General features: G+C 34.9%; 18 protein-coding genes and 1 pseudogene. 8 read left to right on the top strand and 11 right to left on the bottom strand.

Annotation, left to right across the window (positions count from 1 at the left end; translation table 11 throughout):
• Positions 1 to 159: 159 nt before the first annotated feature.
• Entirely contained in the window at positions 160 to 567 is a 408-nt protein-coding gene (locus K332_RS0121680; RefSeq protein WP_026909362.1) for a hypothetical protein, read from the bottom strand.
• 346 nt (positions 568 to 913) lie between these two features.
• Between K332_RS0121680 and K332_RS23150 the strand changes: the two genes are divergently transcribed.
• Positions 914 to 4,006 (top strand): S8 family serine peptidase, encoded by a 3,093-nt coding sequence (locus K332_RS23150; protein ID WP_051359589.1) that lies wholly within the window; start codon positions 914 to 916, stop codon positions 4,004 to 4,006.
• Positions 4,007 to 4,098: 92 nt separating this feature from the next.
• Here K332_RS23150 and K332_RS0121670 read toward each other — a convergent pair whose 3' ends face one another.
• The gene (locus K332_RS0121670; protein ID WP_026909361.1) at positions 4,099 to 4,713 is read right to left on the bottom strand and encodes a hypothetical protein; all 615 of its coding nucleotides are present in this window, start codon (positions 4,711 to 4,713) and stop codon (positions 4,099 to 4,101) included.
• Between the two features lie 347 nt (positions 4,714 to 5,060).
• On the opposite strand from K332_RS0121670, the gene K332_RS24765 reads away from it, so the two are divergent.
• Positions 5,061 to 5,189, top strand: a complete 129-nt coding sequence (locus K332_RS24765) for a glycerophosphodiester phosphodiesterase family protein (RefSeq protein ID WP_425414473.1) — start codon at positions 5,061 to 5,063, stop codon at positions 5,187 to 5,189.
• Positions 5,190 to 5,483: 294 nt separating this feature from the next.
• Here K332_RS24765 and K332_RS0121665 read toward each other — a convergent pair whose 3' ends face one another.
• On the bottom strand, positions 5,484 to 5,825 hold the full coding sequence (locus K332_RS0121665) for a hypothetical protein (protein ID WP_026909360.1): 342 nt from the start codon (positions 5,823 to 5,825) through the stop codon (positions 5,484 to 5,486).
• Positions 5,826 to 6,050: 225 nt separating this feature from the next.
• Here K332_RS0121665 and K332_RS0121660 point away from each other — a divergent pair, with 225 nt between their 5' ends.
• Complete coding sequence (locus K332_RS0121660; RefSeq protein ID WP_026909359.1) at positions 6,051 to 6,920, top strand: hypothetical protein; 870 nt, start codon at positions 6,051 to 6,053, stop codon at positions 6,918 to 6,920.
• A gap of 163 nt (positions 6,921 to 7,083) precedes the next feature.
• Positions 7,084 to 8,172, top strand: a complete 1,089-nt coding sequence (locus tag K332_RS0121655) for an MraY family glycosyltransferase (protein ID WP_026909358.1) — start codon at positions 7,084 to 7,086, stop codon at positions 8,170 to 8,172.
• A 94-nt stretch (positions 8,173 to 8,266) separates the two neighbouring features.
• Here the strand turns inward: K332_RS0121655 and K332_RS0121650 are convergent, their stop codons facing one another.
• Entirely contained in the window at positions 8,267 to 9,421 is a 1,155-nt protein-coding gene (locus K332_RS0121650; protein WP_026909357.1) for a CDP-glycerol glycerophosphotransferase family protein, read from the bottom strand.
• Positions 9,422 to 9,423: 2 nt separating this feature from the next.
• Positions 9,424 to 9,813, bottom strand: coding sequence for a glycerol-3-phosphate cytidylyltransferase (gene tagD / locus K332_RS0121645; protein WP_026909356.1), 390 nt, complete (start codon positions 9,811 to 9,813; stop codon positions 9,424 to 9,426).
• 167 nt (positions 9,814 to 9,980) lie between these two features.
• On the opposite strand from tagD (K332_RS0121645), the gene K332_RS0121640 reads away from it, so the two are divergent.
• Both K332_RS0121640 and K332_RS0121635 read left to right on the top strand, forming a co-directional pair.
• The gene (locus K332_RS0121640; RefSeq protein WP_026909355.1) at positions 9,981 to 10,700 is read left to right on the top strand and encodes a glycerophosphodiester phosphodiesterase; all 720 of its coding nucleotides are present in this window, start codon (positions 9,981 to 9,983) and stop codon (positions 10,698 to 10,700) included.
• Positions 10,701 to 10,812: 112 nt separating this feature from the next.
• Complete coding sequence (locus K332_RS0121635; protein WP_026909354.1) at positions 10,813 to 11,865, top strand: glycosyltransferase family 4 protein; 1,053 nt, start codon at positions 10,813 to 10,815, stop codon at positions 11,863 to 11,865.
• A 30-nt stretch (positions 11,866 to 11,895) separates the two neighbouring features.
• On the opposite strand, the gene K332_RS24330 is transcribed toward K332_RS0121635, so the two are convergent.
• The 6 genes from K332_RS24330 to tagD (K332_RS0121605) all read right to left on the bottom strand — a co-directional run bounded on the left by K332_RS24330 (position 11,896) and on the right by tagD (K332_RS0121605) (position 20,243).
• Complete coding sequence (locus K332_RS24330) at positions 11,896 to 13,641, bottom strand: glycoside hydrolase family 26 protein (protein WP_051359588.1); 1,746 nt, start codon at positions 13,639 to 13,641, stop codon at positions 11,896 to 11,898.
• 21 nt (positions 13,642 to 13,662) lie between these two features.
• Positions 13,663 to 14,757 carry a polysaccharide pyruvyl transferase CsaB gene (csaB, locus tag K332_RS0121625; RefSeq protein ID WP_342665486.1) on the bottom strand — a complete coding sequence of 365 codons (1,095 nt, stop codon included), beginning with the start codon at positions 14,755 to 14,757 and terminating at the stop codon, positions 13,663 to 13,665.
• Positions 14,754 to 16,601, bottom strand: a complete 1,848-nt coding sequence (locus K332_RS0121620) for a DUF5693 family protein (RefSeq protein ID WP_026909352.1) — start codon at positions 16,599 to 16,601, stop codon at positions 14,754 to 14,756. The genes csaB and K332_RS0121620 overlap by 4 nt, the downstream gene beginning before the upstream one ends.
• Positions 16,602 to 18,164 (bottom strand): putative polysaccharide biosynthesis protein, encoded by a 1,563-nt coding sequence (locus K332_RS0121615; protein ID WP_026909351.1) that lies wholly within the window; start codon positions 18,162 to 18,164, stop codon positions 16,602 to 16,604.
• A 509-nt stretch (positions 18,165 to 18,673) separates the two neighbouring features.
• Entirely contained in the window at positions 18,674 to 19,732 is a 1,059-nt protein-coding gene (locus K332_RS0121610) for a CDP-glycerol glycerophosphotransferase family protein (protein ID WP_051359587.1), read from the bottom strand.
• Positions 19,733 to 19,844: 112 nt separating this feature from the next.
• On the bottom strand, positions 19,845 to 20,243 hold the full coding sequence (gene tagD, locus K332_RS0121605; protein ID WP_026909349.1) for a glycerol-3-phosphate cytidylyltransferase: 399 nt from the start codon (positions 20,241 to 20,243) through the stop codon (positions 19,845 to 19,847).
• Positions 20,244 to 20,823: 580 nt separating this feature from the next.
• Here tagD (K332_RS0121605) and K332_RS0121600 point away from each other — a divergent pair.
• Positions 20,824 to 21,984, top strand: coding sequence for a glycosyltransferase family 4 protein (locus tag K332_RS0121600; RefSeq protein WP_026909348.1), 1,161 nt, complete (start codon positions 20,824 to 20,826; stop codon positions 21,982 to 21,984).
• A 49-nt stretch (positions 21,985 to 22,033) separates the two neighbouring features.
• Positions 22,034 to 23,218, top strand: a pseudogene (locus K332_RS23140) (GW dipeptide domain-containing protein); the annotation flags it as partial.

Genomic DNA, 23,218 nt, shown 5'->3' with positions numbered 1-23,218 from the left:
GGAACATCCGCCGAAGTCAGGGAACATCCGCCAAAATCCCGAAACATCGGCCGAAGTCAGAGAACATCAGCCACAAGCCGAGAATATCGGCCAAAATCCCCGGAACATCCGCCCCAACCCCAAAAAACAAAAAAACCTCCCCAAAAAGGAAGGTTCACCCTAAGGCAATATCAACAATAGCCCAACGATTGAGATGAATGGAATGGCGTTGACCATTGCCCAGGCGATCATGGAAAATGTAGTAACTTTTTGTTTTGCTTCTTCGGGTACGCCTACAGATCGTTGTAGGAGAATGAAGAATGGTGCAAAGACCATACATAGAATGACGATTAATCCTGGTATGTATAGTTCTTCAATCGAGGAAGCGGGTGTTAGGTCCATTAACCCTAGGACAATTAGGATGATTGGAATGACCTCTGCGATTGCTACTCCGATGAAAAATTTGGTCTGTGCGCTTCCAACGTCACTTGGGTTTTCTTTAATTTTTTCAATGTTAACTTTAAAGATTAATAGAATTGGAATGACTGCTAGAATAGCTGCTAATGCGAAATAGTATGCACTGCTCATGTGAACTCACCTCATTCTGGAAAATATTAGTATGCTCAAGGGTATCTTAGCATAAGAACACTCCATGCTCAACATCAAAAAAACACTCCAAATCTGCTCACTAAAACGTCCATTTCCAACAATAAACAGGGAAAATTACCTATAAATTTATACAGTATATCGCAGAAAATTGCCAATTCTTATCGAAACAACAGGAATCTCTAATTATATTTAACTACGACTTTTATATCTTGTCTAACTTTTGGGAATTATCTATCATTAAAATTACTAAGTTTTTAGACTACTAGAGTAAAGTAGAGGACTAAAGACTTAAAAAAACTAGTCAAACTTACGAAGGAGGAAGGAAATGCGCAAGATGTTGAAAAGAACTTCGGTATTATCATTAATTTTTCTATTAGCGTTTAGTACCTTTGCGTATGCTGCACCGGGAAATATTGTCGTTGATAGAACCAATTTGAAGAAAGAAACACTTTCTGAAGATAACATCACAGCATATGACGTAGATGAAGTGGTACGGGTCACGGTTGAAATTGACGGGGAAGCCCCTATTGAAAAAGCTACAAAAAAAGGGGTTAAGTTTGGCGACTTAAGTGTAAGTGAGAAGAAGAAGCTTCTAAATGAAGCGAAATCGAAGAAACAAGCTGCGAAGAAAGCAATGAAGGATAAGAAGATTGATGCGGAATACCTTCAAGACTTTGATGCAGTAATGAACGGCTTTAGTGCGGAAGTGAAATATGGTGATATTGAAAAAATCAAAAAGCTTCCTAACGTTAAAAATGTTGTGATCTCTACATTATATGAAAAGCCTATCGTAGAACCAGACATGGAGTACTCGAAGGATTTAGTAGAGGCACAATTTGCTTGGAACGAATACGGCTATAAAGGGGAAGGCATGGTAGTCGGAGTTATTGACTCTGGTGTAGACCATGGCCACCAAGATTTTCTTATTTCTGAAGAGACTGAGGTAGCTTTAACAGAAGATGATGTTACTTCTGTAATTACTTCAGAAGGACTACCAGGAAAGTATTATACAGAAAAAGTTCCTTATGGATACAACTATTTTGACCAAAATCATGATTATACAGACTTTAACGGTAGCTCAGGTGCTCATGGTATGCACGTAGCAGGTACGGTTGGTGCAAACGGTGATGTGGAAAATGGCGGAATTACCGGTATCGCTCCTGAGGCACAGATTTTAAACTTAAAAGTATTTAGTAATGATCCGGCATTTGGTGGTACATATAGTGATATTTATGTTGCTGCAATTGATGATGCCATTAAGCTAGGTGCAGATGTATTAAATATGAGTTTAGGTTCTCCGGCTGGATTCGTAAATCATGAATCACCAGACCAAGTAGCGGTTTCACGCGCGGTGGAGAACGGAATTATGATGGCCATTTCTGCAGGTAACTCTGCAATGTATGGCGATGGATTCTTCTATCCATATGCTTCCAATCCAGATTATGGCGTAGTAGGTTCACCTGGGATTTCTTATGATTCCCTGCAAGTCGCATCATTTGAAAACTCGCATACTTCCGTAGATGAGCTTCAATATTCTATTGACGGGGCAGACGGAGAAAATGCTGGATTTATGTCGGCTGGTGCTGTTGCTCCTACGATTGGAACGACATTTGAGCTAGTAGAAGCTGGATTAGGACATCCAGAAGATTATGAAGGAAAAGAAGTAGAAGGTAAATTTGCTCTTGTTCAACGTGGGGAATTAGACTTCGTAACGAAAGCATTAAACGCACAAGCAGCTGGTGCTAGCGGTGTGATTGTCTATAACAACACAGATGGTATGATCAGCATGGCATCTGACCCTGCGATTGTGATTCCACAATTATTCCTAGGAAAAACTGATGGAGATGCACTTGCTCAAGCTCTATTAGATGGACAAGCTGCATCCGTAACCTTCACGGGTGGTAAAACTGCAGTTCCAAATGCGGAAGCTGGAAAAATGAGTGCATTCTCCTCTTGGGGATTAACACAAAATCTAGATTTCAAACCAGAAATCACTGCTCCTGGTGGACAAATCTACTCCACATTAAATAATGGGGGATATGGTTCGAAAAATGGTACTTCCATGGCTGCTCCACATGTTGCTGGTGGTAGTGCGTTAGTAATGGAACGTGTGGATTCAGACTTCGGTCTAGAAGGTAGAGACCGTGTGGAATTTGCGAAGAAGCTATTAATGAACACGTCTGCTCTAGTAGAATTTGATGGTGCCCTTGTTTCACCACGTCGTCAAGGTGCTGGTCTAATGCAATTACATGCTGCATTATCTACGCCAGTAATCGTGACAGACTCCGAGACAGGGGAAGCAAAAGTAGCACTGAAAGAAGTAAACGAAAACCAAGTAACATTTGAATTAACAGCTGAAAACTTCACAGATGAAGCGGTAAGCTATGAAGTAAGTGCAAATGCACAAACAGATACGCCAGTAAATGCTGGAGTGACTGTAACAGCTCCTAATTTATACGGTGCATTAGATCTTGGTGACGTAACAACGGTTAATGGGGAAGCAGTTAGCACAGTGGAAGTTCCTGCAAATGGAACAGCATCATTTGAAGTTACGATTGATGTAAGTGATTGGGATGCGGACCTAAAATCAATTTATACAAACGGATACTGGTTAGAAGGTTTTGTAACATTAACAGACCCGACTGACATAAATCCTGAACTATCTGTTCCATATGTTGGATTTAAAGGGGAGTGGGATGATGCTCCAATCTTTGATACAGCCCTATGGAGCGGTACAAGTTTCTATGAAGTGACGGGTGTTGTAACGTCTCTTGGTGAAGGTAACTTTGATTATATTGGCCAAGATGACTCTAATCTAGCATTCTCTCCAAATGGAGACGGGGTACTAGATGATGCAGGGTTACTTCTATCATTCTTAAGAAACGTAAAAGAAGTTTCCTTTAATGTTCTCGATGCAAAAGGCAATGTAGTAGAAACGATTGCTACAGAGGAATACTTACGTAAAGACTATTATGATAGTGGCAGAGCATCTCATTACAAGGTTTCGTCTGATTGGATGTGGGATGGAACAATAAATGGTAAGAAAGCACGTGATGGTCACTATTACTTACAAGCTGAAGGAGTAATTGACTTTGAAGGTGCAGAGGCACAATCTATTGAAATCCCAGTATTGCTTGATACAACAAAACCATCCATTCGCTCCGTTATTCAACGTGGTAAGCGTGAAGCGCTAATCATGGTTAGAGATGGTCAAGGAAGCGGAATTAGTGAACTGATCATTGAAGTGAATGGGGAAGAAGTTGACGTACCAGAGGGCGAAACAGAATATCTATTAAAGAACGTTCATCCAAGCTCTGTTGTAGAAGTGACTACAATTGACAATGCTGGTAACGTATCGTATTCCGTCGTCATGGGACCACAAGGAAATGGCCACGGTAAGTTTGACAGAATTAGATAATGAATAAAGGGAAATTCCGCACGACTATTAAAGTGGTGTGGAATTTCCCTTTTCTAATGAAAATCTGACCCTGCATGAGGGTAGGCCATTCATTACCTATCTTTGTCCATTGCTTCTTTTAATTCTTCCTTTAGCGTACCGAAATCTTTACCATCTGTAGAAATCCCTAATTCCGCAGCTTTTTCATTCATCATTCTTTCTAAAACTTCTTGTTGAATGGCATCAGAGTCTTTGTCATCTGTTTCAATGCCGAGCTCTTTTGCTTTGTCCTTCAGTAAGTCTGCTCGGTTTCCAAGGTTCATCCGGTAATCATTACTATCCTCGGATAGATTACCTTCTGCATCAGTTGTTTCGAAATCTTTACCGGAAGCGGCTTTAAATTCAAGCTCTAGTTCGTCAAGACTTTTGCTATCTGTAGAAATTCCTAACTCATCTGCCTTTGCATTCATTAACGCATCTCGTAGTTCTGTTTGAACGGTTTCTAAATCTTTGCCCTCTAATGAGATACCATATTCTTCAGCTAAAGACTTGATTCGTTCGTTATCTAGACCCGACGCTCTATCGGGTCGTAGATCATTTATGGATGTATTTGGCTTATCCTTAGGAGATGGGCTATCATGCTTTTCACCTGCAATGACGGGAACAAGTTGTAGCGTTCCTAATGCTACAACACCTGTGAGTGCAGCTATCAGTATCTTTTTCTTCACTAAATCCCTCCTTTCGCTTATGTAGCATAGGATCTAATTCCATTATAGTTGTTCTCAATTGAGAATGCTGTCGAACATGGAAAATTATATGATTAATTTCATGATTTCCTTTAATAAAGGGGATATACCTGAAGAATGAAAAGATATGTACATATTTTAGAAGTGAAATTCTCTTTTACAATTATTTCACACTACACTAATAATCAATTAATATTGGAGCTTTATACTAAAGGTGAAGCGATATTACATGTAAGTAAAGGGAGATGTAAATGACGATTCGAGGCATTGCCCATCGTGGTTATCCAGTGAACTACCCGGAAAATACATGATCATTCTTTCATGCAGCAATTGACCTAGGCTTTTCACATATGGAACTTGATGTGCATATGAGTAAAGATGGGATTCCTGTTGTGATGCATGATCATACAGCTTGTGGTTTGGACAGTGAATACAGTGGAACAGATGAAATCCATTAAGCAATATCCATCTATCTTGGTGACTACAGATGAATTGGAACGGTATAAAACGATATTTTCTTAATAGAGAGGATAATAACCGATGCTAAATAAGAGAAAGACTTTCCTGAAACGAATAATCTATGTAATGTTTTTTCCGATTATGTTCTATGCGTTTTTTAAGAGGTTTCGTCGTGAACAGTATGTGAGGATGTCATGAGCAGCCGATACCGCGTGAGTGGTGTCGGTTGTTTTTTGTCATTAGGAAGAAAAGTACAGGAAGTTAAAGGACGGGATTGGACCGATAAACTAAAGTTATCGGCCCTTTTTAATGTGTTCAAGTAGTTCATTTGTGACATCTAACAGACTTTCCTGATAACTACTTACTAAATAATTAAATTGATAATGATTAATTGGATGTTGTTCAATAAGATATTCGTTATTTAGTAATAATTTTGCCTTTCTCCTAGGAAGTGCCGCTATTTTCATTTCTCTTGATACGATAGCTATCGTATCACTACTCTCATGGAGCTCTGTATAGGTATATTGATTCGGCTCTTTAAGTAAAGCGACCAATTCCACTAATACGTCATCAGAAATCATAAAGAATGTTCTACGAAATAGATATTCCTTTTTAGCTAGTCTGCTTTTCAACATATTATCAGGCTCCTTTATCCCGTAGTAAATTATTATTAAAATCACTAATAAAGCAGAAAGAGAAAATGGATTTAGTATTAAATTATGTTCTATATGATATATCGGAAGAAAATGGCAATATATAAAATAAATTGTATGAAAAGGCATGTAATTGAATTAATATAGACTATAAGAAAGTTGTAACTGTATTCGGTCTGTAAGATAAACTCTTAGGGGTGAGATGAGATGAAGAGAGTCAAGTATGTCGTTATAGGTGTTCTGGCAATGGTACTTATTGTGTCGCTTGGGTGGTTGATATCTGACGCTAAAGAAAAAAGTGCAATGAAAAGCCAACCCGATATTTTTCTCTTTCAGAATCAAGGTGAACTACACTGGATGGAGCTAACCATCCAAAAGGAAAAATTGAAAGGTAAACTTCATCAACAATTCATCATAGAAGAACCTGGTCAAGATCCAGTATTGGAAGAAAAGACATACTCTTTGAAGGGTGAAAAGAGTGGAAATAATTATGAACTGATTTTAAATAAGGATGGCGATAAAACGATTTATCAAGCTACCTTAAGAGAAGGAAATCTATTCATACAACTTCAAGGAGATAGTGACGGTAAATTATACAAGGCTGCCGATAAAGAAGAGTTGCAGGTTACTATAAATGAACTGCAAGATGAGTTTGACTCCCTCATATACCATGCGGAATATAAGGAAAAAGAACGTATTAGAAAGTTTTTCAACGACCTAAAAAGTATCTATGGGTTTCTTTACACAGATGAAGAACAATCCTTCCAACTCTTCATCAAAATAGATGAGGCATTGCTAGAAGGGGAAGTGTCCGGATCTCTAGTAATGATGACGAACAAAAATAACGCTTACGAAGAGACTACCTATGCGTTGAACGGAATAACGGATGGACTCATGATAGAATTTCACACGACAGTAGATGGGAAGGCAATGAAATTAGAAGGAAACTTCCATCAAGAAGATGCATCCAGTTTTGATTTGTCATTCTGGGAATCTGAGGACAACGTTTTATTTCAAGCAGTAACGGAGGATGAGTTTAACCAGCGTAATGAGGAGTATAGAAAAGGAGAAAGTTAACCTGGAACCGAATGCGGTTCCTTGTTTGGTTACGTCATTATTCAAAAATATATGTGTTCAACTCGTCCCTTAACTTGTCAAATTGAAGATAAATTTGCCATTAGTTGTCTAACTCCGGTATAATTCTAAATATAATTATGAAAAAGATAATAGGGAGAATGCTATGTTTAATTATTTGGATTTGGGAATAGCTTTTACCATAGCTTTGCTTTCTACTTTGTTGTTAACTCTTCCTGTGAAAAAGTTGGCGGTTAAGATTGGTGCAGTTGATTTTCCCAATCACCGAAAAATACATAAGAAAGTGACACCAAGACTAGGAGGCCTAGCAATATTTATTGGTGCTTTTCTTGGTGCACTATATTTGCAGCCTCAAGATGAACACTTATTTGAAATTGTATGTGGAGCTATTATTATTTTAATTACGGGTGCGCTTGATGACAGATTTACTATTCGACCGATTGCAAAACTAACAGGACAATTAATAGCTACGTCCTTTCTAATTTCGGGTGGACTGATCATTGAACGTATTACCTTACCATTTATTGGACAAGTTGAGCTTGGATTTTTAAGTGTCTTAATAACGGTGCTATGGGTAGTTGGAATTACGAATGCGATAAATTTAATTGATGGACTAGATGGACTAGCTACCGGTGTTACCACGATAGCATTAATAAGTTTGTTTATTATGGCGATTATTGATGTTCGAATATTAGCAGCTTATTTTTGTATTGTATTAATTGGTGCGAATCTTGGATTTTTATTCCATAACTTTCATCCTGCCAAAATATATATGGGGGATACGGGTTCAAACTTCCTAGGTTATATGATTGCGGTTATTTCGATATTAGGATTGTTTAAAAATATTGCTTTATTGAGTTTTGTTATTCCAATTATCGTATTAGCTGTACCGATTTTTGATACAGTATTTGCTATATTAAGGCGTTCCATGAATAAGCAAAATATCATGAAACCAGATAATAAGCATATTCATTATCAACTCTTAAATGCAGGCTATAGTCACCGGAAAACAGTGCTAATTTTATATGGTATTAGTGCTATATTTGGTGCACTAGCTATTATATTTTCGGAAACAACGATAACTGCTAATCTTTTAGTTGTATTTATATTATTAATCCTACTACACATTCTTGCTGAGTTGGCAGGGATTGTAATGGGTGGAAAACGTCCAGTTTTAGACTTCTTTAAAAGACTATTTACTAAACGAAAACAGAAAGAACAAGAACAATTATAATTGTCCTAGGTACTTCTAGGTACTATACAGTATGGAATGAAATCGAAAATACGCCTAAAAAAATGACATGAAAAAGCCGATAAGCTCTTTCGTGTCATTTTTCATTTCCATAGATAGCTTTAATAAGTCTTTCACTTGAATTCCCGGTTGAATAACGGTTCCACTCATCTCCGAACTGGATTAGTTTTTCTATATCGAATTCGTTATATTGTATAATGTGTATCAGTTCGTCTGTACTTTTGGCGATTGGACCAGGAACAAGGTTTTCGTATTTATCCCAGAGTCCGCGGTCTTCCTCGTATTTATCCAAATCATAAGCAAAAAAGATAATTGGTTTGTGAAGGATAGCAAATTCAAATGGAATAGAGGAATAATCGGTAATGAGAATATCACTTACTAAGGAAATATGGTTAATGTGATAGTCGGATACATCAAATACAAAATCAGCATAATGGTTATGGAATTTCATTTTGACCGCAGGATGAAGACTTAAGAATAGAACATATTCCTCCCCTAGTTTTTCCTGCATTTTAGGTAATTCTAGTGCTAAATCACTTACTACAAATTGATTGTCACGATATGTTGGGGCATACAATAATACTTTTTTGTCTTCCATAATTGGAAATTCTTCTTTCATCTTTTGGATTGCATGACTTTTTTCATCCTCATTAAAAAAGAAATCCGTCCGCGGAACTCCTGTACGTATTAGTTGATTGTCATTGATACCGAATGCCCTCTTAAAAATGACCTTCATATTTTCTGATCCAATAACAACAAAGTCAAAACGCTTATAAACTTCTTTGAAACGCCTTTTAGCGGTCTTTGATCGATGTTTAACCGAGTGATCCTCTAACCCGAATTTCTTCATAGCGCCTACTGCATGCCATAGTTGGGTACATATAACAGAAGGTTTGAAGTTGGATACAGAAAGAAAAGCAAAGTACGTATCGATAAAGATTTTTTCAGAAGTTGCAATGTGATAGACAGCCCGTATCCATTTAAGAGGATTTCTTGTCCTATAGCAAATAACCTCTCGATTTTCCTTTGATAAATCGACTCGGCAAAAGTTGGATTGTATAATAACACATGGTTGGTCCAATTCTTTTTCAAAAGCATGAAGTGTATAAAAGACATTATCACCAAAAGCTGTAACAAAAGTGGTTTTTGACTGGAGAGGGAATAATTTGCAAATTGAAAAGACAACCCAAAAGGAAAATAGATAAATGGTAATGAAAACTTCTCTCATCATGATTATCTTTTATTTAAATCTTCTTTAATTTTTGTAGTGGATATTCCTACCGTTCTTGGTAGATAGATTACCTCACAATATTCCTTTAAGAAATCGAATTCCCCTTTCCAGTCATCACCCATTACAAAAACATCAACATTATACTTCTTAACATCCGTTGTCTTTTGCTCCCAATTGTGCTCTGGGATTACTAAATCTACATAGCGTACTGCTTCTAAAATCATTTTACGTTGTTCGAAGGAATAATAAGCTTTTTTACCTTTTATTTCATTGAACTCATCGGATGATGCGGCAACGATTAAATAATCACCGTATTCCTTTGCGCGTCTTAGTAAGTTGATATGACCAGAATGAAGTATGTCAAACGTTCCATACGTAATAACCTTTTTCATGATACTCCTCCCAAATTGGTTAGTTGTAGTAGTATATGTCATTATTAAAATCTTAATAGTTTCAGATTTACACTATATTTACCTTGAACTAATATTCGCTTAATACTGAAAATTTATAATAAGACTAATAGAATAGCCCAAAAAAGTATGGAGAGGAGAAATAATTAATGATGGTTCGTGGAATAGGCCATAGAGGTTATCCAGTTAAGTATCCAGAAAATACAATGTCTTCTTTTCAAGCTACTATTGAGTTAGGCTACACACATATGGAACTAGATGTTCATTTAAGTAAGGATGGTGTTCCTGTTGTCATGCATGATCATCGAATTGATCGAATGACGGACGGAACAGGTGAAATTCGTTCGTATTCCTTTAAAGAACTCCAAGAATTTAAAGTGAAAAGTGTAGAAAGAATTCCTACATTAGAACAGGTGTTACAATTAGCGAAGAATCGTATTATTGTATCCATTGAGTTAAAAGACACAAAATTATATAAAGGAATAGAAGAAAAAGTTTTAAAAGTAATTGAAAAGGTGGATATGCTTGAACAGGTATATATTATATCCTTTAATCATCAATCACTTGCTAATATAAGAAAAATCTCCAAAAAAGTAAAAATTGGTCCACTTGTAAGCAAACTTAAGCGACCTCATTTTCGTCTAATTAATAAGCTAGACGCACAATACATTGCTGTTAAGCAGGATTCACTTAATGAAGAGGATATTAAAAAGTGTGAAGAAGTCGGTATACAGTTAGTTGTTTGGACAGTGAATTCTGAGGATAGAATGCGGTTCTTTAAACAGTTCCCTTCCGTACTAGTGACAACAGATGAATTAGAAAAGTATAAGAGATTATATTTCCCGTCTCCAAAAAAAGTCAGTGTTTAAGCACAACTAAATTTGGGATAATAAATACTACAATAAAAAGCACATATTGGTGATAATTAATTTTGATTAGAAAAGAAACAGACCAGTAAGAGGCGAAATTAGGAGGATTTTAATGGAGTACTTGGCACTTCTATTATGCTTTTGTATTGCAATTTTTTTAACACCAATTGTAAAAAGAATTGCAATGAAGGTAGGAGCAGTCGATTTACCAAATAAACGGAAAGTCCATCAACAAATAATGCCGAGACTTGGGGGACTTGCCATTTTTGTAAGTTTTATAATTGGCTATTTGCTTTTTATACCAAAAACAATGGAAACATGGCCGATACTTTGTGGTGCAAGTATTATCATTATTATCGGTATACTAGATGACATTAAAGGACTATCTTATAAAGTGAAATTGGTTGGACAGATAGTTGCTGCATTAGTTATTGCAGTTGGTGGAATTAGAATCGAGTTTGTTACCATGCCTTTTGGAGACCGAATTGAATTTGACTTTATGTCCATCCCAATAACGATTCTTTGGATAGTGGCCATTACGAATGCGATTAACTTTATCGATGGTCTGGATGGTCTGGCAGCAGGAGTATCATCGATAGCATTTTTAACGATAACTGGATTAGCCTTAACAATGGGGGACACATTGATGGTCCTTATTGGTTGTATTATGTTGGGAAGTACACTTGGATTCCTAGTGTTTAACTTCCATCCAGCAAAGATATTTATGGGGGATACCGGTTCACTTTTTTTAGGATATATGATAAGTGTTATTTCTATAATAGGATTGTATAAAAATGTAGCTTTATTTTCATTAATGGTTCCAATTATCATTTTAGGAATTCCGATACTCGATACAACCTTTGCGATTATACGCCGTATTATTCATAAACAGCCAATAGCTGCGCCAGACAAATTCCATTTACATCATTGTATTATTCGCCTAGGCTTTACGCATAGGCAAACAGTAATTACGATTTACGGTTTAAGTGCATTATTTAGTTTAGCAGCCATAATATTTACTCGATCGACCCTTTGGGGATCAACGATTATTATCTTAACCCTGATATTATTAGTTGAATTAATTGTAGAAGTAACAGGGTTAATCAGTTCGAATTACCGACCATTACTAAATCTAATGGGAGGTAAACAAAGAAAAGTGGAGTAGGATGTCAACCGACATCCTACTCCACTTTTACTATTGATAAATGTGAATAGTATTACCATCGTATTTATGCTCTAAGTTGAACTCCTTTATAATTTCATCAAGTGATATTCCGTTTATCGTTCTTTTCTCAAAGAATGCAGCTTTGTTTATTTGTAGAGTATTTCTACTGATAGAAGCGGTCTTTCCATTATAGGACACACTAAATTGGGTTTCATGTAACTCTTTTATTTCCATCATTAAGTATTCTTCGACAAATTGTTGATCAACATAAAGCTCATCCTTGTAGTAGAACAAGAAATCCCGATAAGAGTACGTTTCTTCAGTAGAGGGGTCATTTTGAATAGTTGTTAAATAGGATTCACTTTGTATGCTATTTGCATAAGCATTTTTTACTCTTTCGTTTTCTGTAATGGCATAGTTATTTATTTTTCTGCCTTCTGGTGCATTAATTAAATTATTTACATCGAAATAGTAGATGAACTTTACTCTTGGATATAACTCGGGAAGATAGCGATACATTCTTTTTATTTTCTCTTCAGCAAATGCCATATGATATAAGCCATCCGTAACGGTATAGTTAGTTGCCCCGAATTCCCCAATTACAATTGGTTTCGTGTCTGAGTAGGTATTATAAACAAAATCCAGTAGCCTTAGAGGGTCTTCGAAATCAGATTTATCTTCTAAATTATCATTATGATAAACAACATTGTAAATATTTACTCCTACATAATCTACATATGGATCACCAGGATAATAATCATCAATAGAGTCTTCAGGCATGGTGAAGACGTTCCAAAGCATCATGACATTAGGTGCTACTTCTTCCATAACATCATGGACGACTTTCCATTTCTCGATGTAGAGCTCTGGATTGCCTGAATAAGCAGTCCAGTTTCCATTCATTTCACTTGCATAACGTAATAACACGGGAACACCTAAAGTATTTGCATCTCGGGCAAATTGTCGCATATATTCGTCATCATTAACTTCCTCAAGTCCATTGTTTGGTTCCCAGGCTATTTGAGGGAAGCCACCTGCTTTGATTACTTCCTCTGCCCACTCAGTAGGAAAAGGCTGACCATAACCAACATAACGAAAGAAGGAGGCATGTTGTTTTTTTGTTACTTCATTGAATGTATTCATGTCTGCGTTTATATACTCATCCTGAATGACATAGGAACCTAAGTAGATACCATTTCGTGGTTCATATTTAGATTGGGGTACATTACTTTTGTGTAAGAATATAGTAGTACCAATTTCCCTATCAACATTCTCTAGTTGTTGCTCCGTTGGACTTAGGAGGGAGATGGTATTGAATTTGGAATCTAGATAGTAATCTACTTTAATTCCTAGGTATTTCTCAATATGCTCCTCAGGCAGGTATACCAATTCATTATGAAGTTTATAGTTTTTTATTTCATTTTCTTTCGCATTGCTTTTTTTAACTAAACTATTCTGGTAAGTTACGCTGTTATCTAGATAGGTTAAAGTTAAACTGTTGCCATTCTTTTTAACATCCGTATCTGTAATTAGCTGTATGTCTGGTAATGAAATATAAATTTCACTATTTTTATCGCTTAAAATTGGATAATCCAATTTATAGTGATCACCATCATACATAATTTCCATTTCGTAACCATTTTCTGGGGTCGCGTTAGATAAGAGCTGTTCGGCTTTATTAAAAAGTTTAGTTGGTCCTAAAACAAATACGACAGTCATAATAATTAATATCAGACTAATTAGAATGGAAAAGATGGACTTTTTCGGAATTCCCATTATATATTTCCCCTCTATCTCTTAATTTACTTTAGCGCTTGCTCGAATTGTCCGGATTGCACCCAGTGCAGTTTCCATAGCCTCTTCTTTACATATTTTAAGTTTTTGTTTAATGTATGTTTCATGTTCTTCTGAGCGTTCTAAAATCCATTTAACTTTTTCTACTAACTCTTTCTCTCCCCAGGAGGTTGCAGTAACATCTCCGATTACTGGTTGATTATAAATCTCAGCAAACGAGTCAATTTTAGGATCATAGGAAATGGCAATAAATGGTGTTGCATTGATAGCAGAAAATATTAAAGAATGTAGGCGCATTCCAATCAACAATTGTGACTTTCCAATAAGTGCAATCTTCTCCTGAATAGTCGCATCGTGTGGTGAAATTAAGCATTTTTCCTCCATTAGGGAAGCAACCTCTTCAGAAGCATGATGATCATGTAGTCCGTGCATCGGAACAAATATTACTGTATTCCCATTCTGAACAAGGTGATCGAGGGAGCGTGCAATTTTTGGTTTAAATGATGTATATTCTTTCCAATGACGGACACTTACGGAAATAATTGAATTGCTAATGTCTTGGCTTTCCATCCATGGGCTAATAAAGGTACTAGAATCAAGCCCTAAAACTGGATCAGGTGCTAAACGAGCATCCAGCTTTACACCTAGTAGTTTTAAAAGGCTCTTTGAATTATCGTCTCTAACAGTGATATGATCCGTTTTATTTAAGGTCATTCTTACGATCAACTTGCTAAACTTACGATTAATTGGCCCCATTCCTTGAGCATAGATAAAGACAGGCTTTCTATGCCATTTTGCTAATTGAATAACACCAGTATAGTAAGGGATAGACATGGGGCCAGTTATATCCTGTAATAAACTACCACCTCCACTTATAAGCCCATCAGATTCTTTAATGGCTTTTCGGATGGCAACGATATTTCTCCTGTTAACACTATGAACATGATAAGTATAACTTGTTTTCTCAGGGTTGTTGGAAAGGACAGTAATCTTTATATCAGGTTGAATTTCTTTCAATGTCCTGATGATGGAGTATAGAATTGCTTCGTCACCAACATTATCAAAACCATAATATCCGGAAATAACTACATGCATCATATCCACCTCTTTTTAATTACTTTGCTGACTTTGGGAAATAACTGTTTGTAGAGATAAATAAATAACATACCCATCAAATAACCCAACACAATACTATAAACTGTCCGTAATAAGGAGATATACAATGGAATATGAAAATGGGTAAAGGTATTAACAATAGAAAGAAAACCAATAACACCTATAAGGACAAAAAGTTTCCCAACTAATTGATGTCTTCTTAATAAATAAAGTCCTAATAAGTAGAAAGGAAATCCAATTAAAACTTCCTTGGTTCGGGGTCTAACGTACAATATTTCTTCTAATTTATTTCGTAATAACAATTCCATATTACTAACTTCCCCAGTATTTCCTGTACGTGAGATATAATAAATTCCAATTGCACCAACGATAAGAAATAATAATAGATGCCAGTATTTCACTTCCTTATTTAATAGTAATAGGCCCTCTCGGTAGAAAAGGAATAAGCCTGTAAAGGGAATTGGAATAAGATATACTAATTTGACACCTCTAAACACTTCGAATCCAGTGATAAAAGGGTTCCCGTTTAAAAGACCAATAATAATTACGATACCAACGAAAGTAATTCCCAGCGCCTTTAAATATTGAATGATAATTTTTTGATTACTGACAGTAGTAGATAATATCGCATATATTGGTGTTACAATCGCAATGATTAAAGCAAATCCTTGTAATAGGACGAGTCTATCAAGTAATAAGTAGGCTAATGCTATGAGTAACATTCCAATTCCTGAACTAAATGATACCCACTTATTTCGGTACACTTGACTAGCTAGATAGGTAAATATAACGCCAGCTAATAGAAGTAAGATAATGATCCAGTGGGAAACTTGAATCTCCTTAAATGGTTTCGGAACACCTGCTGTAAAATGGCTAGGTATTTCCTGATTTATTCCTGAAATAAAAGAGATTGCATTTTCTAAACTACTTTTTGAATCACTGGTTTGGAAATGAAATAATACGGAGCGGATATTCCTTTCCTTAATCGCTCTTATGGCTTGATTAATATTTTCATTTAGGTCTTTATTATCTAAAAATATACTGTGTAACCTTACTGTATTATAATCAGTCAACCTTGCTATTGATTGCATCCCTTGCTGGTGATCAAATTCAATCGAGTAAAAAGTATAACCAGATTGATTTAGCTCACTAGCCCAGTTCTTGATCAAATCAACATTGGGATAACCAAGAACTTCTGGTCCAATAAAGAGTAATCCTCTATTTGGACTGTTATCTTGGTCTATTAATGCCTTTACAACCCCGTGATTAGCTTCTTGATTCATTGTATTTTCTGCTCGTAATATGTAGCTTAGACCATGACTCTTAATTTGCTCCATTGTTAACTCATCATATCCCACCACTGTAGAACGATTAATTCCATCTTCCACTTTTAAAAAATAGAATTGTTGTTCACCAATAGTTTGAATTTCTGGGTTTAGAGATTGGACTATTAATTCCTGATAGTATGGATCACTCGGTACGGTTAAATAATATCCTGGAGTGATAAATTCTTCGGTAGTGTTAGTGAACTGTGCTGCTTTGGCAAGTTCCTGTTGCTCAAAGATAGAAAGTATGTTTAGTCTTTCTAAGTCAAAAAGAGAGAGGGGGGATAAACTTATTGTTGTTAACCCTGCTTCTTTTAACTTATTGAATGCGTGTTCTATAGTAATATTTCCATCTAAAGTAAGTTCATGTATTTCTTCATATGGTGCGATGATTTCATATTTGTTATTACTTGTTTCTACATGCCATCTATTGATTATCCCTGGTGATGAAGCTAATAGTAATAATATTAAAATAAGCCAAAAATACTTTTGATATTTCACTTAAAATTCTCCCTTACCAATAGACTTTGTTAGTAGTTCCTTAATGGAATTTGTATCAATGACCTTTAGAAGCAATAAGACTGATAAGTAAATTGCGACTCCAAGAAGGCTAGCTATAAATATGTAAAATAATGCCAATAACCTATTCCATTCTGAAAAGTTTATCATCCATGAAGGAAGTCCAATAAGAATTCCTACCAGAATTGAAGCAAGGATAACCTTGATTTTATTCATTTGAAAAACTGAGATTTTAATGTTTTTCCAAATAACAATAGTATTGGCAATAAAGATAATGAAATAAACAAGTAAAGTGGAGATTGCGGCTCCATCTAATCCAAATAATTTTATAAAAAGGATGTTAGTAACAATCTTGAGAAATACCCCACCTATGATGATGGATGCGGCTGTTTTAGCTAAATTGATACCTTGTAATACTCCCGTACCAATAAGTGTTAAGGAAGTGAAAATGGAGCTAAATCCGATAATTGCCAACATCGTACTACCCTCTAGGTTTGTAAAGAGTGCAAGATTAAGCGGTAATGTTAAAGCTAGAAGTCCAGTTGCCACTGGCCATGAAATGATATGTGTCATTTCATGAGTACGTTCAATGATTAACCGTGTACCTTTAATATCCTTTTTAGCTAGTTTGGAACTAATTAGTGGAACAATAGGGAGTACGATGGATGTGGCAAATACTGTTGCGATTTGCACCAAGGTTAATCCCCGACTGTAGATTCCAAACCAATAATTCACAGCGTCTGTTGAGATACCGATTGAGCGCAAAGCGTAGGAGACGGTAAAAGAATCAACAGCATTAAACAATGCCATCGTAATCGATCCAACTGCAATTGGAATAGATATAGATAATATTTTTTTGCATGATTTTATAAATCGTTTTAATGAAAAAGTATCTGAGGGTGTAATTTGTAATGAGGAGCGCTTATAACTAATCCTTAGAAATAGTAATGCTACAAGAACTCCAACTACGGAACCAACCATTATCCCTCCAGCAATCTTTTCATCCGTGTAATTCTGCTGTACTAAAAAATAAGCAATTCCAATAATTAACACTGCACGTACAAATTGCTCGATTACTTGGGAAATGGCTGTTTGCTTCATTTCCTCAAATCCTTGAAAATACCCACGATAAATGGCCATATAAGGAGCGAACAGAAGTGTGGAGGCAACTATGATCAACGCTAGACGTGTTGACTCACCTCCTAACATATTCGCAATTTCGTTAGAGTAGCTAAAGATTAATGTGAAACTAACAATGCCAAATAAAACGGCAAGAATACTTGCTGCTAAATAAATATCTCTAATAGAAGAATTGTCTTCTTTTGCTCTTGCTTCTGAGATAAGCTTGGATATGGCAAGTGGAAGACCCGCAACAGATAAGATGAGTGCAACCATATAGACTGGATATACTAAATTAAATATTCCAAGTACCTCATCCCCTGCAATGTTCTGAAGTGGAATACGGAAAACACTTCCTAATACTTTAGAGGTAAGAGTAGCTATTGTCAGGATAATTGTGCCTTTAACAAAGGAAGATTGACTCATCAAATTTGCCCCTTTAATTCGTTCTTCTTATCTATTCTAAAATTAAATATAGGAGGGATGTGTCTGGTAACACACATCTATAGCTTAAGTATTCACCAGATATCTATCCTGGTATACTGACCAATGGGATCCTATACAAGCCGCAACTTTAATCAGTTATTATGGCATTACAAGTGTGCAGGAGCGAATAAATAAATCTCATGTACATTGTATTTATTTGCCGTAACAATAAATGCCTGTTCACTAGCGATTCCTTACCTTATATACATTGTTATTAAACTTATCTGCTAATACTCCACTTAAAAGAAGAAATTCAAGTATATCTGTTGAAAGTCACTTGGGTTTTTATCGGGAAGATTACTATGACTAGTTAGACTTGAATTCATAGTAATATAATTTAAAGGGGAAGTGTTCAGGAATACGAAAAGTTTACAGATTATTTACATAATTAACATAGGATAAATAAAAAAATCCCATTTTAATAATAAAAAGGGATTGATGAAACTTTATTAATTTTCCACAGCTTTAAGTTGTTCTTCATCTTTGTAGATTGCTTGAATAAGTCGTTCACTGGAATAACCACGTGAATACTGATTCCACTGATTTGCGAAAGTATTTACTTCTTGAAGATTAAATTGATTAGCTTTAATTAAATCAATGATTTCAGTCGTTGTACGGACTACTGGTCCTGGAACTAGCTCTTCATAATTCTCCCAAAAGCCGCGTGTTTTAGTGTATTCTTCCAGGTCATACGCGTAAAAAACTATAGGCTTTCTTAATAAAGAGAATTCAAATGGAATAGAGGAGTAATCAGAAATTAGTATATCCGTTATGACTAATAATGGGTTAATATCAGTAAAGCTTGATACATTATAAACAAATCCAGGAAACTCGTTTACAAATTCTGCATTAATTGCTGGATGCAACCTTAAAAATAGTACATAATCTCGACTTAAGGATTTATATAACTTTTTTATATCTAATTCTAACTCTGCAGAATTTAATTTGTGATCGCGAAATGTTGGTGCATAGAGAATTACTTTTTTTCGTTTCAATATAGGTAATTCCTGTATTAAAGATTCTTCTGCGGATTTCATTGCTTTAGTATCATAAAAGAAGTCTGTTCTTGGAATGCCTGTCCGAAGTATATGATCATTAGATAAATCAAAGCTTTGTCTAAAGATGTTTGCCATTTTTTCTGAACCGACAACAACATAATCAAAACGATGATATACATCTAAAAACCGTTGGTAGGCTCTTTCGGAACGATACTCTACCGAAGGATCCTTTAAGGCAAATTGTTTAATAGCACCTGCTGCGTGCCAAAGTTGTGTGCATATGACATTCTCTTTAAAGTTGGTTACTGCTAAAAATCCATAGTAATTATCAACAAATATCCTATCTGATGTTGCAAGGTGATAGATAGATTTGAACCAATGGAAAACATTAGTAGTCTCAAAATCTAATATAATACGATTCTCTCTATAAAAGTTTTCTCTGCACTGGGAGTTTTTAAGAATAACAACCTGGTCGTTGGTTTGCCTTTCAAGTTCTTCTACTGTAAACAAAATATTATCCCCAAATGAAGCAACGAATGTCGTTTTCTTCTTTTGAGGAAAAAATTTGAAGATATTAAAAGTAACTTGAAAAACAAAGAGATAAATAGAAACGAAGAACTCCCTAGCCATTCTGAGCGTTGTTTAGATCTTGTTTTATTTTAGTTGTTGAAATTCCAACTGTTCTTGGTAAGTAAACAACTTCACAATAATCTTTTAAGAAGTCAAATTTACCTTCCCAGTCATCTCCCATTACAAATACATCAACATCGTGATTTTGTACGTCTTCTACTTTTTGTTCCCAAGTGTATTCAGGGATTACTTCGTCAACATAGCGGATTGCTTCTAGGATTGCTTTACGTTGTTCGAAAGTATAGTATGCTTTTTTACCTTTTAGGGCGTTGAATTCGTCAGCAGAAATTGCAACGATTAGGTAATCGCCATATTCTTTTGCACGACGAAGTATATTAATGTGTCCAGTGTGTAATAAATCAAATGTTCCGTAAGTAATTACTTTCTTCACAAAGATGACCTCCATCTATTTTCCCAATTATATTTTAATATGAGATTTTTATTTAGAATTAACATTTTCTTTACATTATATTTAATTTAAGAACATTATACTATGAACTTAAAATAATATAAACAAAAATTCAAGAGATTAATAGAATAACTTATGTGATTAGGGTAATTTTTTTAATGGTAACATAATTTCAATGGACATGCTTGTTAAGTCGTGTAATTATTTATGTAAAGAGGATGTATCAAAAATAACAAAGAAAATTATCGATTATATTATTGTCATAAAATCAGCAGTTTGTTAAAAATGCAAATGTTTAGTAAAATTTTATTTTGGTTAAACAATTGATAATTTAATATCTCCCATTCATAATGAAGAATATATGTATCCTTGGTTAACTATTAATTAGATGTGATAGTCAAAAATGTATTTTTATATTGTTTATTAATTGAATTGGAGTAGAAAAAAGGAAATTAAAGCTAGTATTTTAATAATAGGTTTTGTAGTTGGGAAAAAGTAACTGCTTCAGAAATAGTATTGAACACAGATTTTTCAGACCTTAAAAAGGGAGTTTAGAAATAGAATGAAGATTTACTTTCTAGTATATAACATCTATGGTATGGGTGGCACAGTACGCACAGTTCTTAATACAACAAATTATCTAGCTGAAAAAGGTTATAACATTGAAATAATAAGCGTATTTAGAAAACAAAAAGAACCGTTTTTTGAAATTAACCCAAAAGTAAGTGTTACAGCGATCCATGACTTATATAAGTTGAAAAAGAGGAAGAAGGGTCTTAAAGAAAAAATATTCAATAGGTTAATGAGATTAAAATCAATATTTATTCACAGAAGTGAATCTGCTTATAATCAATTCTCAATTATTACAGACCTAAAATTACTTTCTTATATTAAATCTCTTAAAAGTGGCGTTCTTGTTTCTACTAGACCAAGTTTGAATCTGTTTGTAGCTAAACACGCAACTAATAAAGTTGTAAAAGTAGGTCAAGAGCACATTAACTTCGAAAGTCATGATGAGGAGTTAAAAAGATCGATAATTAAAAGTTATCCAAAATTGGAATATTTAATCACCTTAACAGATAAAGACAATGATAATTATAAGGAAATCTTTAAAAACTCTAAAATAAAGATTAGGAAAATTACAAACTCAGTTATTGACCTAAACTATGAAAAATCTCAACTAAATCAAAAAACAATACTAGCTGCTGGTAGATTAGATTATGTAAAAGGCTATGACCTGTTAATCAATGCCTTTTCAGTAGTAGCTGCAAAACATCCAGATTGGAATTTGAAAATTTTCGGAAAAGGTGCAGAGAAAAAAAAATTAGAAAAACAAATCCAAGAGAAGCACCTTTATAAAAATGTTTTTTTAATGGGGCCAACAAATAAATTACAAGAAGAATTTAATAAAGCTTCAATCTTTGCTGTTAGTTCCCGAATGGAAGGTTTTGGTTTAGTAATTGTTGAAGCGATGCAGAAGGGTGTTCCAGTTGTTAGTTTTGATTGTCCACATGGTCCTTCAGAAATTATTAACCATGGTGAAGATGGTTTATTGGTAAATAATGGAGATGTGGTTAGACTAGCTGAATCACTAATTAAATTAATTGAAGATGAAAAATTAAGGAGAAAACTAGGAAATAACGCTTATGAAAATGCAAGTAGATTTTCAATCGAACAAATTGGCAGAGAATGGGAGGATTTTTTTAACGGTATACTAAAATAACCGTAGATAAATACCTTTTTATGGCAGAAATAGAATATAGGGGGTTGACATGAAAAAAATCGGTGTATTATTATTAATCTTTTTAATTATTTTTACAACAGTTATACCTAGTGCTAATGCCGATGAGCTTGTAGCAGCTATTAATGAACCAACTGATATAAATTCAGAAGAGGTTGAAAGCAATAGTGAATTAGATTTACAGGATGCAGATGATCATCCAACAAGTGATGAGAATGAGTTGGATGATGGTGAGTCCATTGACGGCGTTATTAATGAAATGATAGTTGAGGATAACTTGAGTACCATTGTAACTGATGTGAACACTGATATAAGTGAAACGGATAAAAGTATTGATGGACAGAATAATTCACTTCAAGGTAATGAGCTTGAACAGAGTGAAGTTGAACAATTTACATTATTCTCCGTGGAAGAATCTATACCTACAGAGAATCAAGTTGCTAGTATATTATCTAGTAGTATAGATATCAGTAGTGGGAATCAAAAAATTAATACTACCAATATTATAACTACAAAAACTAGTAAGCTAGGACAAATGAAAACTACTAATGCTCGAATCTATTATGATCTTAAAAAATCTACTTATTTTCAAGCTGGGACGACATATACTAACCAAGCTTTCTATATTAAACTTGAAACTACACACAACAATAAAAAGTATTTCTTGATAAGTAATTTACCTAGTAGTGATCAGGGGACGATTGGTTGGGTACAATCTGACGATATAATTGCTTATGATCATAAGCATATAGATTCTAATGAAAAAATATTCTATTTTAAAGGTTCTGGTGTAGCTTATAATCGAGCATGGGGTGGTTCGAAAAATATAATATTAGATTCCACAGACATGGAGTTCTTGCAATATATAGAGTTTAATGTGAACATGACTGAAAAAGTGGGCAGCAATACTTGGTATCGTGGTACTTATGAAGGTTCTGATGGTAATATATGGATTCACTCTAGCCACTTAACACCGACAATGAAAGAAAATGTAACAAGTAGAAAAGGGCAAATAACCAATTCTGAAGTGGAGATTTATGGGCAATTAGATGATGTGACCTCAAAGTTTAAAGCAGGAAACAGTCACACCAAATATTCCTATTATATTAAGAAGCAAATAGAAGTAGATGGAAAACTATTCTACTTATTGAGTGCGGAGCCAAGTAGCACCTCAGGTACTATAGGTTGGGTCAATTCACAAGACGTAATCACATAC

It is taken from the genome of Paucisalibacillus globulus DSM 18846 (assembly GCF_000482485.1).
Taxonomy (GTDB): Bacteria; Bacillota; Bacilli; order Bacillales; family Amphibacillaceae; genus Ornithinibacillus; species Ornithinibacillus globulus.
The sequence above is the reverse complement of the archived record's forward strand: the minus strand, read 5'-3'. Positions and strand labels throughout refer to the sequence as shown.